The organism is Sorangium sp. So ce296 (genome assembly GCF_051529605.1).
In the GTDB taxonomy this organism is placed as follows: domain Bacteria; phylum Myxococcota_A; class Polyangia; order Polyangiales; family Polyangiaceae; genus Sorangium; species Sorangium cellulosum_D.
Genome location: NZ_CP150325.1, coordinates 10,586,407 through 10,603,068, shown reverse-complemented (window position 1 = coordinate 10,603,068; position 16,662 = coordinate 10,586,407). Strand labels below are relative to the sequence as shown.

At 73.9% G+C, this 16,662-nt stretch carries 11 protein-coding genes; 5 read left to right on the top strand and 6 right to left on the bottom strand.

All coding sequences use genetic code 11. From position 1 onward, the window contains the following. Window positions 1-1,206, top strand: coding sequence for a hypothetical protein (locus WME98_RS39380; protein ID WP_437946848.1), 1,206 nt, complete (start codon window positions 1-3; stop codon window positions 1,204-1,206). A 49-nt stretch (window positions 1,207-1,255) separates the two neighbouring features. Here WME98_RS39380 and WME98_RS39375 read toward each other — a convergent pair whose 3' ends face one another. The 6 genes from WME98_RS39375 to WME98_RS39350 all read right to left on the bottom strand — a co-directional run bounded on the left by WME98_RS39375 (window position 1,256) and on the right by WME98_RS39350 (window position 11,236). Then, complete coding sequence (locus tag WME98_RS39375) at window positions 1,256-2,125, bottom strand: PTS sugar transporter subunit IIA (RefSeq protein WP_437946847.1); 870 nt, start codon at window positions 2,123-2,125, stop codon at window positions 1,256-1,258. 5 nt (window positions 2,126-2,130) lie between these two features. Next, window positions 2,131-4,326: a cation:proton antiporter domain-containing protein gene (locus tag WME98_RS39370; protein ID WP_437946846.1), complete on the bottom strand. Its 2,196-nt coding sequence runs from the start codon at window positions 4,324-4,326 to the stop codon at window positions 2,131-2,133. Between the two features lie 241 nt (window positions 4,327-4,567). Beyond that, on the bottom strand, window positions 4,568-6,193 hold the full coding sequence (locus WME98_RS39365; RefSeq protein ID WP_437946845.1) for an SDR family NAD(P)-dependent oxidoreductase: 1,626 nt from the start codon (window positions 6,191-6,193) through the stop codon (window positions 4,568-4,570). Window positions 6,194-6,299: 106 nt separating this feature from the next. After that, complete coding sequence (locus WME98_RS39360; RefSeq protein ID WP_437946844.1) at window positions 6,300-6,890, bottom strand: hypothetical protein; 591 nt, start codon at window positions 6,888-6,890, stop codon at window positions 6,300-6,302. Window positions 6,891-7,097: 207 nt separating this feature from the next. Next, a complete protein-coding gene (locus WME98_RS39355; RefSeq protein ID WP_437946843.1) occupies window positions 7,098-10,178 on the bottom strand; it encodes a DEAD/DEAH box helicase in 3,081 nt (1,026 codons plus the stop codon). A gap of 227 nt (window positions 10,179-10,405) precedes the next feature. Continuing rightward, window positions 10,406-11,236: a hypothetical protein gene (locus tag WME98_RS39350; RefSeq protein WP_437946842.1), complete on the bottom strand. Its 831-nt coding sequence runs from the start codon at window positions 11,234-11,236 to the stop codon at window positions 10,406-10,408. 434 nt (window positions 11,237-11,670) lie between these two features. Between WME98_RS39350 and WME98_RS39345 the strand changes: the two genes are divergently transcribed. From WME98_RS39345 to WME98_RS39330, 4 genes are all read left to right on the top strand, one after another. Next, window positions 11,671-12,717 (top strand): hypothetical protein, encoded by a 1,047-nt coding sequence (locus WME98_RS39345; RefSeq protein ID WP_437946841.1) that lies wholly within the window; start codon window positions 11,671-11,673, stop codon window positions 12,715-12,717. 559 nt (window positions 12,718-13,276) lie between these two features. Continuing rightward, a complete protein-coding gene (locus tag WME98_RS39340; protein WP_437946840.1) occupies window positions 13,277-13,792 on the top strand; it encodes a hypothetical protein in 516 nt (171 codons plus the stop codon). 86 nt (window positions 13,793-13,878) lie between these two features. Beyond that, window positions 13,879-14,946, top strand: coding sequence for a hypothetical protein (locus WME98_RS39335; RefSeq protein WP_437946839.1), 1,068 nt, complete (start codon window positions 13,879-13,881; stop codon window positions 14,944-14,946). A 75-nt stretch (window positions 14,947-15,021) separates the two neighbouring features. Then, on the top strand, window positions 15,022-16,440 hold the full coding sequence (locus WME98_RS39330; protein WP_437946838.1) for an RNA polymerase sigma factor: 1,419 nt from the start codon (window positions 15,022-15,024) through the stop codon (window positions 16,438-16,440). The last annotated feature ends 222 nt before the right edge of the window (window positions 16,441-16,662 follow it).

Genomic DNA, 16,662 nt, shown 5'->3' with positions numbered 1-16,662 from the left:
ATGCGATCGACGCGGGCGATGAGCGGCGCGGGCGGCGCGGGCGGCACGTGCGGCACGTCAAAAAACGCCGGCGCGGGCCGAGGGCGCAGGTGGCGGCGCGCGGTGCTCGGGACGCTCGCGCTGAGCGCGCTCGCCGCGCCGGCGATCTCCTCCGGGTGCGTCGCGGGCTTCGACCCGCCGAGCCTCGTGAACGGCCTCCGCGTCTTCGCCGTGGTCGCCGACGTCGCCCCGACCGAAGCGCACCCGGACGCGAGCTCTTCGTACGCCTACCCCGGCGCTCAGGTCACCTTCAAGATCCACTACCAGGACGGCCTCGGCGGCCCCGAGGAGGGGTCGCGGCCGGTCTCGGTCTACTGGTTCGGCGGGTGCGAGAACCCGGTCGGCGACGACTACTACGGCTGCTACCCGCAGCTCGCGGAGCTCGCCCCGAAGATCGCTGCATGGGCAGAACAGCTCGAGACCAACCCGAACGCCCCGCTGCCCGAGCTCAACGGCGTGCCCATCGGCATCTTCAGCGACACGTACACGATCACCATCAGCGACAAGATCCTCGAGGGGCGCGAGGCGCCCGCCACGGGGGGCCCGCGATTCGGGAGCGCCTACGTCTTCTTCGTCGCCTGCACCGGGCAGCTCGGCGCGGTGGAGGACCAGGGCACCGGGCGCGCCGGGACCTTCCCCGTGGCCTGCTTCGACGCCGACGGGCGGAGGCTCGGCCCGGACAGCTTCGTGCCCGGCTACACGCAGGTCTACGTCTTCGAGGACAGCCGCGCGAACAAGAACCCGGAGATGCAGGGGCTCACCTTCGACGGCGACGAGATGTCGGAGGACTTCGCCGCGATCCCGACGGTGGAGCGCTGCCCCATCGACCGCGATGAGCGGCGCGACACGGGGTGCAGCGCGGAGGATCCGTTCACCGCCTGCACCACCCACGCGATCGACGCGATCATCCCGCCCAAGGTGGCGGAGGACGACCCCGACGCGAAGCAGAAGGCGCTGAAGGAGATCGTCTGGGTCAACTACTTCGCCGACATGGGCGACCTCGACGGGGGCATCAAGCTCGTGAGCGACGCGGCCAAGGGGTACCTCGGCGACCACGCCGTGACGTGGATCCCGCCGTCCGAGCCGGGCATCGCCACGATCACCGCGGTCCTCCGCGACGCGCGCGGCGGCTCGTCGGTCGTGCAGCGCCTCGTGCGCGTGAAGTGACGGCGGGCCTCACGGCGTGACGACGCGTGACGCCGCGGGGCCAGCGGCGTCACCCGCAGCCGGCCTCGATCTGCGAGAGCTGCTCGATGAGCTGCTCGGGGCCGCGCGCGGCGCACAGCGCGTCGGCGGCGTTGTGGCTGGCGAGCCGGGCGACCTGGGCGAGCAGCTCGAGGTGCGCGCGGCCGCCCTCGCCGCAGACGAGGACGACGAGCAGCCGGAGCGGGGCGCCGCCCGGCGTCGGCACCGCGAGCGGCTCGGCCAGCGTCGCGATCACGGCCGCGGGGCAGGCGCCGGCGACGATCGCGTGCGGGACCGCGACCCCGTTGCCGAGCACGGTGGGCGACTCGCGCTCGCGCCGCAGGATCTCCTGGGCGAGCGCGCTCGCGGCCAGCGCGCCGCCGGGGGGCGCGAGCCGGGACGCCGCGACGTCGATGACGTCCTCGATGTGCGCGCACGAGAGGTGCAGCACGATGCGCTCGGGCGTGAGCAGCCCGCTGAGCCGCCGCGCGGGCGAGACGCCGAACGGCGCGCTCACCGGGAACTCGGCGTCGACGAACGCCTTGATCCGCGCGAGCTGCGGGCCGCTGAGGTTGCGGCGCGCGAGCTCGAGGAAGAGCGCGTTCGCCGCGGGGACGCGCTCGAGGTAGCGCGAGACGAGCGGCTCGACCTGGCGGCCGAGCTCGAGGAGCACCGCCGGCGGCAGCTCGAGCGCGCTCGCGATCGCGGTGAGCCGGTCGGGCGTGGGGATGGCGTCGTGCCCGTGCTCGACGCGGCTCAGGTAGGCGCTGGAGACGCCGATGCGGTGCGCGAGGGCGCGCAGGCTGAGGCCCGCCTCGACGCGGAGGAGCCGCAGCGCGGCCCCGAACTCGGCGAGCGCCCGCGCCCTCGAGGCGCTCTCGGCGTCGGAGACGGCCGGCATGGGGCTCAGGAGCGATCGGGCTCGCCCGCGAGGGCGGCCGAGAGGATCGGCGCGGAGGGCGCCGGGGCCGGGGCGCGGGCGGCGGCGGGCTCGTAGCTGCGCACGACGAGCAGCGAGGTCGGGCACCCCTGGATGACGTCCTCGGCGCGGATGCCGAAGCGGCGCTGCGCGAGGCCCCACTCGGCCCCGACGCCGACGAGGACGAGATCGTAGCCGCGCTTCGACTCCTCGAGGGCCGCGTCCGCGGGGGAGTCGTGCTCGACCACCTTGAGCACCACCTTGGCCTTGCGCAGCGAGCCGCCCTCCTCGCCCTCGAACACCTCGTCGACCGCGTCCTGCGCGCCGAGCGCGTCGCTGGACGCGCGCTTCGGCTTGACCACGTGGAGGATGGTGACGTCGGCGCCGACCTGCTGGGCGAGCCTGCGGGCGAGCGCGAGCGCCGCCTTGTCGTGCGCCGTGCCGTGGAACGGCACGAGCAGCTTGCGGACCGCGGTGAGCCCGCGATCGATGAGCACGCCGACGTCGGTGCGGGCGCCGCGCATGACCTCGTAGACGGTGCCGCCGAGCACGGTCTGGCTGAGCAGCGGCTTGTGCCAGCCGACCAGCACGAGGTCGGCCTGCTTCACGTCGGCGACGTTGCAGATGTCGTGGCTCGGCTTGGGCGACACGAAGGAGAGCGGCCGGACCTCGGCGCCGAGCTCCTTGGCCCGCGAGAGCAGCGGCGCGAGCGCGGCCGCGCCCTGCCGCTCGGGCGCCTGGTCGAGGTAGAACGAGCCGCGGTCGGTCGGCGGGATGAGGCGCAGGGCGTAGAGGCGCCTCGCCTCGGGGCCGTGGCCGGCGAGCGCGCTCGCGAGCGTCACCATGCCGGGGCCGGAGCGCTCGTAGGAGACGCACATGAGCACGGTGAACACGTCCGCCGCGACGGGCAGGGGCGTGCGCTCCGGGACGTCGGCGAGCTCCTTCGCGAGCTCCTCCGGCGGGTAGATCCAGCGCAGGAGCGGCGTGGTCATGAAGGTGGTGACCAGCGCCATGAGCACCATCATCGTGAACAGCGTGGGCGAGATGATGCCGAGATCGAGCCCGAGGTTCAGGACGATGAGCTCCATCAGGCCGCGGGTGTTCATGAGGATGCCGAGCGCGCTGGCCTCCCGCCAGCGCTGGCCGGTGAGGCGGGCGGCCACGGCGCTGCCGCCGAATTTGCCGGCGCAGGCGACCACGATGATGAGGCCGCACATGATCCAGCCGTCGGCCGAGTTGAGCAGGCCGATCTGCGTGCGCAGGCCGCTGTAGGCGAAGAAGAGCGGGAGCAGGAAGACGACGGCGAAGTCCTCGAGCTTCTCGGCCAGGCTGTGCGCGAAGCCGGTGCCCTTCGGCATGATCGCGCCGAGCATGAAGGCCCCGAACAGCGGGTGGATGCCGATCATCTCGGTCGTCCAGCTCGAGACGATGAGCAGGAGGAGCGTGACGGCGACGAGGTCCTGCGAGAGCCCTTCCTTGCTGGAGCCGCGCTCGCCGAGCCGGGCCAGGAAGGGGCGGACCACGAACATCATGCCGGCGATGTAGGCGACGGCGAGGACGGTGGTCCAGACGGCGCCCACGAGCCCGGTGGCGCGCGCGATCGAGACGACGAACGCGAGGATGCACCAGGCGGTGACGTCGTCGACGGCGGCGCACGTGATCGTGAGGGCGCCGACCTTCGTGCCCAGCAGGCGCCGCTCGGTGAGGATGCGCGCGAGCACCGGGAAGGCCGTGATGCTCATGGCCACGCCCATGAACAGCGTGAACGACATGAACGGCACGGAGCTCTGGGAGAGCCGGGGGTACAGGTACAGCGCGAGGAGGCCGCCCAGCGCGAACGGCACGACGATGCTGGTGTGGCTGATGATGACCGAGGCGTGGCCGCGCCCGCGCAGGAGCTTCGGATCGAGCTCCAGCCCGATGAGGAACATGAAGACGATGAGGCCGACCTCGCTCACCAGCTTCAGGAGCGGCAGCGACTCCTGGGCGAACAGCACCGCCGACGCGTCGGGAAAGAGCCAGCCGAACAGCGACGGGCCGAGCAGGATGCCCGCCGTGACCTCGGCGATGACCATCGGCTGCTCCAGCCTGCGGGCGACCATGCCCACGAGCCGCGCGCAGGCGATGATCAAGAACGCCTGGATGAGGAAGCGGCTCAGCGGGTTGTGGATCAGGATCTCCATGGGAGCGCTCCCTCCTGGTAAGTGTTAAGTGATCGCTTATCAGCGGGCCGCCTCGGCTGTCAATGACAACGATGCAGGGCGTCAAAGCAGAGTTCGCTCTGACGCACCGGCGGCGGTGCGGTCGGTGGAGGTGCGTACCCCGTGAGCGCGCGGGACTGTCCGTCGCGCGGGGAAAGCTCCGTCCCGTCGGCAGCTGCTGCTGAGTTTGCTCGCCTTCGGGGGCGTCCGCGCGCGGCGGCGCCTACCAGTCGGTCGGCATGTAGTCTTTGAGGAACTGGCCGTAGACGTGCTGGCCGCTGAGGAGCCCGGAGAAGATGGGGTCGCAGATGCGGGCGGCGCCGTCGACGATGTCGAGCGGCGGGTGGAAGCCGTGCTCCTCCAGCTTGCGGGCGGCGAGGGCCGCGGGGTCCTCGTCCGTCACCCACCCGGTGTCGACGCTGTTCATGAAGATGCCGTCCTTCGCGTAGTCGGGCGCGGAGGTGCGCGTCATCATGTTGAGCGCGGCCTTGGCCATGTTGGTGTGAGGGTGCCTGTCCGTCTTGTAGCGGCGGTAGAACTGCCCCTCCATCGCCGAGACGTTGACGATGTGCCTGTCGAACGTCGGCTGTCGCAGCATGAGCGGCTTCAGCCGGGAGTTCAGCACGAACGGGGCGACCGCGTTCACGAGCTGGACCTCGAGCAGCTCGACGGTCGGGACCTCGGCGAGGGTCAGCCGCCAGCTGTTCATCGTCCGGAGGTCGACCTGCTGGAGGTCCGCGTCGTAACGCCCTCTGGGGAAGAGCACGTCGTCGAGGGGCGCGTCGCCCGGGGCGGGGATCTGAGAGAGCAGCGCCGGCGCGCGGAGGCCGGCGGCGGGGTCGCCGCCGGCGACGAGGGGGAGCTCGCCGCGCGCGCGGAGGCCGTCGTACGCTTGGAGCAGCGGCCGCGCGACCTCCGGCAGGGCGTGGACCGGCGCGGTCTCGCCCTCGATGAGGTGCGCGTAGAAGCCCGGCGGGCGCCGCACGGTCTGACAGGCGTTGTTGATGATGAAATCCAGCCGGTCGTGCGTGTGGAGGAGGTGCCGCGTGAAGCGCTCGACGCTCGGCGTGTGGCGGAGGTCGAGGCCGTAGATCTCGAGCCGAGAGCCCCAGACGTCGAAGTCGCCCTCGGACGAGTAGCGGCGGGCGGCGTCGTGCGGGAAGCGGGTCGTGACGATCACCCGCGCGCCGGCGCGCAGCAGCATGATCGCCGCCTGATAGCCGATCTTGACGCGGGCGCCGGTGACCAGCGCGACGCGGCCGTCGAGCGGCGCGGTCTGGCTGCGCTTGCGGTAGTTGAAGTCGCCGCAGGGGCCGCACATCGAATCGTAGAAGAAGTGCACCTTGCGGAACTCGGCCTTGCAGACGTAGCACTTGCGCGGCTTCGCGAGCTCCGGCCCGCCGCGCTCGCCCGGCGGCGCGGCCTCCTCGACGGGGGGCGGCGCGGGCTCCTCCGCGGGGGGCGGCGCCGGCGCGAGCGGGGACGCCAGGGCGGGGACGGCTGGCGCGGCGGAGGCGGCGGGCGCGGCCAGCGCGGGGGCGTCCGGCGTGCGGAACACGGGCTCGCGGCGGGCGGCGCGGATGCCGACCGCGTCGAGGAGCGCGGTGTCGGCGGACCTCCGAGCGCGCCGATCGCCCTTGCGGAACGCCCTGGCGAGCTCTCGCTGCTCGGCGCGCTCGGGGCGCGAGACGCGGCCGGCGGCGAGGAGGAGCCGGCGGCGATCCTCGACGCCGATCGAGGCGAGCTGCGCGCGGTCGTCGACCAGGGACTCGAGCACCCGCAGGCAGGCGTCGAGATCGGCGGCGGTGAACGGGCGGCCTGCGCCGGCGGCGTCGCTCTCGGAGCTCATCGAAGCGGCGGTGCATAGCACGCAGGCGCGCAGGCGCGAACCGGCGGCGGCCGAGCGGTCGCGGCGGATCGCGGCGGATCGCGGCGTCGACGCCGCGCGCGGCGGATCAGCGCTTGTACGGGCAGGGCTTGCCGCCGTCGCCGGTCTCGACGGGAGCGCCGGTCGCGGCGTCGACGGCGAACGTGGTCGGGAACGGCTGGCCGCCCGGCCCCTTCGAGGCCTCGGCGACCGAGAGGGAGAGGCTGTCGCCCGAGCGCTTGAACGCCCCCTGGCGCTGGATGATGCCCGACCAGATGCACGCCGCCTTCGGCGGACAGGGCGAGACGCGATCCTCCGCGGTGAAGCTGCCGCCCTTCGCGAAGGAGAGCACGCGCTCGTATTTGCGGGAGCCGCACGCCGCGGACCTCCACGTGCCGAGCAGCGCGTCGTCCCCGGGTCCAGGGCCCGCGGTCGGCGCCGTCGTGGGCTGCGCCTGCGCCGTGGGCTCCTGCGCGGTCGGCGCCGCGGTCGTCGGCGCCTGCGCGGTCGGCTCCTGCGTCGCCGGCGCGGGCGGGGTCGGAGCCGCCGTCGTCGGCCGCTCCGCGGGCGACGAGGCCGGCGACGGCGGCTCGGGCGCCGGCTCTCGCGGGCTGCTGACGGTGCACGCAGCGAGCGACGTGAGCAGCGCGGCGAGGGGGAGGATGGCTCTTCGCGGCATGCCCGCTCATCCCATGACGGCCCAACCCCCGCAAGCCGGCGCGGCGCTGCCTGGGCGCGCCCAGCGCGCCGCTCAGATCCCGACGCGCCCAGCGCGCCGCTCAGATCCCGACGCGCCCAGCGCGCCGCTCAGATCCCGACGCGCCCAGCGTGCCGCTCAGATCCCGACGCGCCCGGCGCGCCGCCCAGATCCCGATCTCGCCTCGCGCTACCCCAGCAGCGCGAGCAGGTCCTCCCGGGTCAGCGCGACCGCCCGGTCCGCCTCGCCCAGCGCGGCCCCGGCGATCGCGCGCTTCCGCTCCTGCAGCGCGAGGATCCCCTCCTCCACCGTGTCCTTCGCGACGAGCCGGTGGACCAGCACCGGGCGGTGCTGCCCGATGCGGTGGGCCCGGTCCGCCGCCTGATCCTCGACCGCCGGGTTCCACCAGGGATCGAGCAGGAAGACGTGGTCCGCCGCGGTCAGGTTCAGGCCGGTGCCGCCCGCCTTGAGCGAGATGAGCATCACCGGCGGGCCGCCCGGCGACTGGAACGCGTTGACCACGCCGGCGCGGTCGCGCGTCGCCCCGTCGAGGCGGCTCCACGGGATCCCCGCCTCGGTGAGGTGCGGCTCGACGAGGTCGAGCAGCGAGGTCCACTGCGAGAAGACGAGCGCCTTGTGGCCGTCCGCCACGCACTCCTCCAGCGCCGCGAGCAGCCGCATCACCTTGGACGAGGGCGCGGCCCGCGCCGCGGGCGCCGCGCCCGCCTCCGCGGGGCCGGCGCCCGACCCCGGGATCAGCGCCGGGTGGCAGGCCGCCTGGCGCAGGCGGAGCAGCGCCTCCAGCGCCGCCATGACGCTCGCCCCCTGCGCGAGCCGCTCCACGACGTCCTTGCGCGTGGTCGCGCGCACCGCCTCGTAGAGCTCGCGCTCGGCCTCCTCGAGCTCGCAGTAGAGCACCATCTCCGAGCGCGGCGGCAGCTCGGGCGCCACCTCGCGCTTCAGCCGCCGCAGCACGAAGGGGCGGATCTTCTGCCTCAGCTCCGCCGCCACGCCGGCCGCGCCCTCGGCGATCGGCCGCCCGTAGCGCTCCTGGAAGGCGCTGCGCCCGCCGAGCAGGCCGCGGTTCGTGAAGTGGAGCAGGCTCCAGAGCTCGTCGAGCCGGTTCTCGACCGGCGTGCCGCTCAGCGCCACGCGCAGCTCGGCGCGCAGCGCGAACGCCGCGCGCGCCGCCTGGCTGTCGGGGTTCTTGATCGCCTGCGCCTCGTCCAGCACCACGATGTCCCACGCCTGCGCCGCGAGCAGCTCGACGTCGTTGCGGAGCACGGCGTAGGTCGTCAGCGTGACGTCGGCCGCGGGATCGAGCGCGCGCCGGGCGCCGTGGTAGACCGCGAACCTGAGGCCGGGGCGGAACCGCCGGATCTCGTCGGCCCAGTTGTGGACGACGCTGCGCGGGCACACGACGAGCGTCCGGCCGCGCACCGCGCAGAGCGTCTGCAGCGTCTTGCCGAGGCCCATGTCGTCGGCGAGCACCGCCCCGAGCCCGGCGTCGCGCAGGAACGACAGCCAGTCGACGCCGCGGCGCTGGTACGGGCGCAGCGTCGCCGTCAGGTCGGCCGGCAGCGGCGCCTCCGGGAGCGACGCGAAGCCGTCGAGCAGCGGCATGAGCTTGTCGAAGCCGGACGGGCGCGGGTACTCGATCTCGTCGCACAGGGCGGCCAGCGCCGGGAGCGCCGCGGGCGGCACCTCCTTGTCGTCGCGCCGCGCCGCGAGCAGGTCGGCGACGCGCGCGCCGTACCTCTCGAGCCACGCCGCGGGCAGCGGCGCCCACCCGCCGCCGAGGAGCGGCACGAGCGGCAGGCCGTCCTGCCACGCCCGGATCACGGCCGCGGCGTCCGCGCGCTTCGGCGGCGCGCCGGCGCCCTCGCCCGCCCCGTCCTCGCGGTCGCTCGAGAGCTCGAACTCGACGTCGAAGGCGCGGTCGTCGATGACGAAGCGCGGCACGAGCTCGGCCTTGCCGAAGAGCTCCCCGCGCGCGTCGGCGAAGGCGCGCGCGTCCCACGCCTCGAGGCGCGAGGCGAAGCGGATCGCCTCGGCGCCGTCGAAGTCGACCCGGCGGCCCGGGATGAGGTGCAGCTCGTCGCGCAGCCGGATGAGCAGCTCGCGCTCCGCGGCCTCGTCGCGGACGGGCACGGGGCCCGACAGGTGCACGAGCCGGCCGCCCTCGATGCGCGCCTCGGGCGGGTCGCCGTACACGAGGCTGGGCACGACCGAGAGCGTGTGATCCTTCTGGCTGAGCTCGAGGAGGATCCGCGGCTTGGACACGCCGCCCGCGCGGGGCAGGCGCTGGCTCTGGACGGTGACCGGGACGCGCTTGGTCAGCTCGGGCAGGACCTGGGTCACCAGCTTGCCGAGGTCGCCCCGCGAGAAGATCCGCCGGAGCGGCAGCCGCTCGAGCTTCGGGCCCGTGAGGTCCGTCTCCCGGAGCAGGTGCAGCGTGCCGCCGCACCGGACGACGCCCGACGCGATCACCTCGTCGACGCGCGGGTCGCGCTCCACGACGAGCGCGACGCCGTCGTCCTGATCGCGCACCGCCGCGCGGGGGCCGATCGCCTCGCTGGAGACGCGGATGGGCGCGCCGTCGAGCTCCACGTCGGCGACGCCGGCCAGCGCGGCGAAGAGCTCGGGCTGGCGATCCGACGGGAAGTAGCCGTGCTGCTTGGTGCCCACGAGCCGATCGATCGCGAGGTCCTCGTGCGTCGGGTAGAGCTCGGGCAGCCTCGGTCCGGGCCGCTCGGCCCCCGCCGGGGCCCTGACGCCGCGCCCGGCGAGGCTGGCGAGCGAGATCCGGAGCGGCTCCTCGGCGCCGCTCGCGTGGACGACCATCCGCTCGAGCGCGAGCACGAGGCCCTTGCGCCGGAGCCGGTAGCGCAGCCGCGCCGCCGGGGTCGCCACGGCGGCGGCGCCGCCCCGCGCGGCCGGCTGGCCCTGCGCGGCCGGCTGCCCCTGCGCGGCCGGCTGGCCCTGCGCGGCCGGCTGCCCCTGCGCCGCCGGTTGCGAGAGCGCGATCGCCGCCGCCACGGCGTGGGCGCAGGGGTCGACTTTGCCGCCGCAGTCGCACGTCCACTCGGCGTCCGCGGGGTAGAGGGTGACGGTGGGCGCGACCGGCTGGCCGGCGGCCTTGACGCGGACCACGACGGCATCGCCGCGGTCCTCCCGGCCGAAGGCGGCGCCCTCGCGGGCGAGCTTCACGCCCTGGGACCAGAGGCCCGGAAGACAGGCTTTTCGGATGGCTTCGAGAAGACCCTGCACAGCGACTCCAGGCGCCGACCACCTGCCCTGACGAGGCGCGCGCTCGCGCGCTCTCCGGGGACCGGCGCCACTTCTTGAGAATGTTCACAGGAAGACGGAGAGGACGGGAAGAGGCTCAGGCGCCTTTTTCCGCCACCCCGTCTTCCAGGTTCCAGGAGCTTGCCCGGCGAGCGCGGGGCGCTCCTGTAGCAGGAATTCGCGTCGCGCGCGGCTTGACCCGGCGAGCTCTACCGGCGCGTCAGGTGCTCGCGGTAGCGCGTCGTGAGCTCCATCCAGCGCAGCGTGAGGATCGGCTCGCGCTCGAGCCGGTCCTGCCAGCTGCGATCGATCGCCTTCCACAGGTCCCGGTCCGTGATGCCGTGGCGCAGGAGCGCCCGATCGAACGACGAGGCCACCCCGACCGACGACTCGGCGCAGAGGGCCGCGTACTGCTGCAGGCTGAGCGAGGGCAGCGCGCCTCGCTTGCCGGGAGGGTCCTGCGCCGCGACCGGGTCGGGGGCCGCGGCGCCCGCCGGCGGGGCGCTGCCCGCGCCGGCCTCGCCGGGCGGGCGCCGGAGGGTCACCCCCGATCGCGCGTTGCCGCCGTCGAGCTCCATCAGCTCGGTCTCGGGCGGGGGCTTGATCGAGGGCAGCGGCATGGCTCGCGGCACCGCGACGGGCTCCTCGGCCTCGCCCTCCCCGGGTTGGCCCTTCCCGCTCGACAGGGGGACGATCGCGGACAGCGGCGGCGAGGCCGCGCGCCGCGGGGGCACGGACGACTCTCCCCTCCGGGGGCCCCGCCGCGCGCCGGGGCGCTCGCCGTCGGGCGCCGCGAACGACAGCACCGGACCGGCGTCGGTGACCTCCATCTGCAGGACGATCTCGCCGTCCTTCCCGCGGACGATCAGCCGATCGCCCGCCGCGGCCGCCTCCATCTCGTAACGTCGCCCGGACGAGAGCTCGACGGTCGCGGACGGGACCGGCGCGCCGCACGGCGCCCCCCGGCCGCCGATGTCTTCCTGAGGATGGGTCGCCGTCGGATGCAGCGCAGGCTCGGTATCGGGTGGATCCCCACTCATCAGGACGCAGAGCCTAACGCAGCAAGCGCGCGCTCCGCGAGGGCTTTCGGCGGCCGCGCTCGGGCGCAAGACGACCAGAGGGTGCGCGGCTCTCCGCCTGGCAACCGGAAGGTGAGGCGGCCCGCGCGCCGACGGCGAACGACGTGGTTGCGCGTGGATGCGCGCGGTTGTGCGAGGTTGCGCGCCGCCGCGGAGAGCTTACGGGAGGTAGGGAGTCTTCATTTCACAAAGTGCGTCGCTGCGCCGGCGCAGGTGCCGGTCCATCCCGCACGCGAACAAAAAACTGCCTATCTTCACAAACGGTTAGAATTCACTCACTCGATCCGCAATGGGTCCAGCGGTGCCATTCCTCGCGCTGCGCGGCTCGTTTTCGACGGCGTCCTCCGGATTTGTAGTAAGCCGGGGGCTGCGAGCTCTACCCGAAAGGAGGTCTCATGAAGAGGACCGATCTCGCGCTTGCGCTGCTGTTCGCCGCGTGCCTCGGAGGCTGCGAGATGCTCGGCGGCGGGACGTATCATACGTGCGCGGAACACTGCAAAACGGAGCTCGACCCCGACGCGTGCATCGAGGAATGCGGCACGTGCGCAGGCCAGTGTGTCAACCCGGTTCCAGAGGGCTTCGACGGCCCTGCGTTGCTCTGGGTGGGCAGGACGACGGATGAGCCGCAGTGCCCCAACAGCGCCCCGAGCACGGTGTATGTGGGCTACGAGACCCCTGACTTCCCGTTCGTGTGCGACCCGTGCCGGTGCAGCGAGCCAACGTGCGCCCTGCCCGACGGCCTCAGGACGGCGGCCTCGCTGAGGTGCGATGGCATCGAGCTCTCGCGGCACGACGCCCGGAACATCCAGGGCGGCACCTGCGTGGTGCCCAGCGAGGCGCTGGCGAGCGATCGCAAGGCGCTCCTGCTCGGCGCGCCCGAGATGACGCCGTGCGAGCCCAGCGTCGAGCCCCCCCCGGTGCCGCGCATCGTCTCGCGGTGGTATCGCTCCGGGAAAGCCTGCTCTGGCATCCTCCCGGAAGATACCTGCATGGCTCCGAAGAGGTGCGTTCCGGTCGATGATCGGCCGCTGGATCACGCGTTCTCGCAGTGCATCATGCACCTCGGGGCGGGCGAGGCGACGTGCCCGCCGGACTACCCGGAGGACGTCGTCCTCTACGACGGCATGGTGGACGATCGCCACTGCTCGCCTTGCGAGTGCGGCCCCCCCACGGGCGGTGAGTGCTCTTTGACGCTCCTCTCCTTCCAGGACGAGGCGTGCAGCGCGCTGCTCGCCACCGACACGACGTCGGGCGTGGACCCGGCATGCCTCGCGCCGGTGCCCGGGATGAAGCCCAAGAGCATGAAGGCGGTCTTGCACGTCAACGAGCCCGGCCACTGCGAGCCGAGCGGCGGAGAGCTGCGAGGCGGGATCACCCTCACCGGTGCGACCACGTTTTGCTGCCAGACGCGCCCGGACAAGCGTCCGGGCGAGAACGAGTGACGGCGGCGCGCCCCCGCCGAAGCGGCGGCGCCGGCACCGCCCGGGGCGCGACGCGGGCTCTCCCTGAACCAGGGTCGGGCGCAACCAGACCCGATGTCGCGGAGATGAAGATCCTCAGTGCAGGGTTCGATCGGTCCGACAAAAATCTCTCGATAGGGAGAAATTTAAAAACGAAAACACAATGCGTTGCAGGCGATCGGGTGCGCGCACAAAAGCCTTTACGTGCGCTCCAAAGTCGGTATCTACAGGATCACGACGTGGGAGCGGTGACGTCGAGCCCGCCTCCGCCACGCGGCAGAGGTGCACTGTCCCACGGGCGCCGGAGACGTTTGAGGAGGGGGCAAATGTCGAGGTGTAGTGGCCGGATGAGAGGCAGCGGGGGGCTTCGGGTCGGGGTGTTCCCTCCGCGCGGCGCGGCACAGATCCCACCCTAGCCGGGACGCCGATGTCACGCGCCGGTTGCGCCGTCATGGTCGCTGTCGTCACGGCAACGGCCCCGGTGCACGCGGATACGCCTCGGTCTGAATCGCGACGGGAGACGGATGAGCCGCGACGGGACATGCAGGAAGGAGACGACATGTTGCGCGGCGAGCTGTCCGCGTCGCCGCTGCTCGCGACGGGCCTCCTGCCCGCGCTCGCCGGGGGGGCCTCGTTCGCCACGACGTTCCGCTGGCCTGCCCTGTCGATCGCCGTCGAGGCGCGCATGCTCACCTCGCTGGCGGACACCTTCGAGGACGGCGTCCTGGTCCACGCGAGCCTGGCGATGCCGACGCTCGACATCTGCGGCCATCGCGGGGTCCTGTCGGTGTGCGCCGTCTTCGACGCCGGCGAGCTGCAGATCACGAGCGATCCCGGCGTCGCCATCCAGGCGCGCAAGGCCTGGATCAGCTCGATCGGCCTGCGGGCGGCCGGCGACTGGCGGTTCTCCGAGCATCTGTCGTTGCGCGGGTTCGTCGAGCTGCACACGAACCACAGCCGCCCATCGCTCTGGGTGAACGGCAAAGAGGTATGGCGGGTTCCGCCGCTCTCCGGGGTGGTCGGCCTGGGGCTCGCGCTCCCGGTGGACGCCTTCTAGCGGATCCCCTTGGCCGCTCCTCGACGGAGCGCACTCGTCGTCGAACCCTGGCCTGAACGAGCGGTCACCACGCCGCGATGAGCACCATGTCAGCACCTTCAGCAAGAAACACCGGAGCCGGCGCGGCGACCCCAGGGCGACCGTGGCGCCGGACGCCGGCGTGGCTCGCCGCGGCGGCCGCGGCCCTGCTCACGCCCTGGCGCGCCGCCGCCGCGCCGCCTCGCGCCGCGGTGCAGCTCGAGTACCGGCGCGCGCCGGGGACCGAGCGCTGTCCGGACGAGGGGCTCTTGCGCGAGGAGCTGGCCAGGCAGCTCGGCTACGACCCGGTGGCGCCCGAGGCGGCTTTGCAGGCCACAGCGCTCGTGTTCCGTGGGCCGGGCCGGGAGGTGCACGCCGCGATGGAGCTCCACGACGCCGAGGGCTCCATCACGTGGTCGCGGCACCTGGTCGCCTACAACGACGACTGCCGGGAGCTCATCATGAACATGGCGCTCTCGCTCCGCGTGGCGCTCGATCCGAGCCTCCACGTGCAGCCCGCGGCCGCCCCGCTCCCCGCGCCCGCGCCCCCGGTCGAGGCCGCGTCCGGAGCGCCGGCGCGCCCCTCGGGGCCCGGGATCAGCGTCGGCCTCGCCGGCGCCGCGGTGTTCGGGATACTGCCGGACACGACCGCCGGGACGGCGCTCCACGTCGCGCTCCGTTATCCGTCCTTCTCGCTCGGCCTGGAAGGCCACGTGCAATGGCCGGCCGCGGTCCAGATCGACAAGAGCGGCCTCGTCACGACCTGGCTGGCGGCGGCGAGCGCGATCCCGTGCTCCCAGATCCGTCGCCTCTTCGCCTGTGCCTTCGTGTCGATCGGGGTCGTCGAGACATCCGGCTCCAACATCGAGCTCGTCGATACGCCGTCGCTCTGGCTCGCCACGGGGCCGCGCGCCGGCGTCGAGATGCCGTTCTCGGATCGGATCAGCGTGCAGCTCTATGGCGATCTCGTGCTCCGTCTCACGGAGTTCCGCATCGAGGGGCCGTCGGGTGTCCTCTGGGCCCCGCCCGCGTCCGGCGGGCTCGTCGGTTTCCGGGTGGATTTCCACCTGCATCCGCGGCGCGAGGCGCCCGCGCGGCGCGCTCCCGTGGCTCGGGGGGCGTGGGCGCCGCATTGACCAGCTTCGCGGCGGCGACGTCGCCGCGCTCCAGGGGGGAAAGACATGGGGTCACCGTCACGCAAGAGCACGTCCGTGGAGCCTTCCCACGCCTTCATGGCGGCCATCGCCGGCGAGCACTTCTCGTTCATCGCCCGCTACCTCGCCCGCCTCGGGGTGCGCGCGCAGGACATCGAGGACGTCGCCCAGGAGGTGCTCGCCGGCGCCTACCGCGCGCTGCCGCGGTTCGATGCGAGCCGGGGCAGCGTGCGGTCGTGGCTCATGGGGATCGCGACCCACCAGGCGTCGAACCATTTCCGGCGGGCCCACCGCCGTCGCGAGCGGCTCCGGTCGCTCGACGATCTCGCGGAGCTGCCCGACGCCACGCCCGACTCCGAGCAGCGCGTCATCGCGCGGGACCGGCGCGGCGTGCTCGACCAGCTGCTCGCGGAGCTGCCGATGGAGCGCCGCTGCGTGTTCGTCGCCCACGAGATCGAGGAGATCGACATGGCCGAGATCGCCCAGCAGCTCTCGATCCCCCTGAGCACCGCGTGGAGCCGGCACCGGCTCGCGTGGGTCGACATCGAGGCGGCGATGCGCCGCTGGCAGGCGCGGCAGCGCGGCCGCGCGCTCGCGTTCATCCCCGTCAGCGCCGGCGCGCTTGTCCAGGAGGCGCGCGCCGATCGCGAGATCGGGCGCTCGCTGCTCGCGCGGGTCGGCCGCGCGCTCTCGCCGCGGCGGCTCGCCGCCGCCTCGGCCTCGCGCTCCGCCGCGCTCCACGCCGTCGCGACCGCCGCGGCCCCGCTGGCCGCCGCCGCGGCGGTCGCGATCGCGATCGGCGCGCTGCGCGCGGACGCGTCGCTGGTCGCCGCCGATGCGCGCGCCTCGACCGCGCCGGCCGTGGCTGCCGTCGCCGCGCCAGAGGCGCAGGCCCCCACGCCGCAGGCCCATGCTGCGTCGCCGGCCCTGGCCGCCGTCGCGGCGCCGCAGACGCAGGCTGCCGCGCCGCCGTCACCCGCGGGCGCCGCGCCGCTGCCGCCCGCCGGCGCCGCGCCGCTGCCGCCCGCCGGCGCCGCGCCGCCGCCGTCCGCGGGCGCCGCGCCGCCGCCGCACGCAGCTGCCGCGGCGGACGCTTCGCGGGATCGCGGAAGCGCGGTCGCCCCGGGCGCGGCCGCCGGGATCTCGCCAGCGGGCGGCGCGGCGCTCCCCGGCCGGAAGGCCGCGCTCCGTCCGGCCGCCGCCGCCGCCGCAGCCGCGCCCGCCGGCCGGCGTGCCGCCGCGTCGAACGACGAGGAGATCGCCGCCGAGCGCGCCCTCATCGACGGCGCGATCACGGCGCTCTCGAAGGGCCGCTACGCGGAGGCGAACAGCCGCCTCGCCGAGCACCGGCGGCGTTTCCCGGCGGGCCGCCTCACCGCCGAGAGGAACGCGGCGCTCCGCGCGCTCCGCGCCCGCGCGACAGCCGCTCCCCTCCCCTCTGCGCTCCACGACGTTGGTCAGGCGAGCATGAATTGACCCGCCAAGCCACCAAGGACGCCCGCGAGGGAAATCTCTGAATCCCCCCGTCCCCTCGGCGATTCCCCTCCACCGCATCACGCCGCCCCCTCTCTCCCTCTCGACCCGCGCCGCCGAGCGGTGCTCTCCCGCACAGGAGACGGGCCTAGATCGGCGTTTTCGGCGCACAGGCGTGCTCCAGCACGCCGAGCACCGAAAACGCCGAGGTGGGCCCGTCTCCGA

Excerpts from the sequence above, each read along its gene's own strand:
- WME98_RS39365 (WP_437946845.1), bottom strand. The coding sequence starts at position 6,193 with ATGAGCTCCGAGAGCGACGCCGCCGGCGCAGGCCGCCCGTTCACCGCC.
- WME98_RS39345 (WP_437946841.1), top strand. The coding sequence starts at position 11,671 with ATGAAGAGGACCGATCTCGCGCTTGCGCTGCTGTTCGCCGCGTGCCTC.
- WME98_RS39340 (WP_437946840.1), top strand. The coding sequence starts at position 13,277 with ATGCAGGAAGGAGACGACATGTTGCGCGGCGAGCTGTCCGCGTCGCCG.
- WME98_RS39350 (WP_437946842.1), bottom strand. The coding sequence starts at position 11,236 with ATGAGTGGGGATCCACCCGATACCGAGCCTGCGCTGCATCCGACGGCG.
- WME98_RS39380 (WP_437946848.1), top strand. The coding sequence starts at position 1 with ATGCGATCGACGCGGGCGATGAGCGGCGCGGGCGGCGCGGGCGGCACG.
- WME98_RS39375 (WP_437946847.1), bottom strand. The coding sequence starts at position 2,125 with ATGCCGGCCGTCTCCGACGCCGAGAGCGCCTCGAGGGCGCGGGCGCTC.
- WME98_RS39370 (WP_437946846.1), bottom strand. The coding sequence starts at position 4,326 with ATGGAGATCCTGATCCACAACCCGCTGAGCCGCTTCCTCATCCAGGCG.
- WME98_RS39360 (WP_437946844.1), bottom strand. The coding sequence starts at position 6,890 with ATGCCGCGAAGAGCCATCCTCCCCCTCGCCGCGCTGCTCACGTCGCTC.
- WME98_RS39335 (WP_437946839.1), top strand. The coding sequence starts at position 13,879 with ATGTCAGCACCTTCAGCAAGAAACACCGGAGCCGGCGCGGCGACCCCA.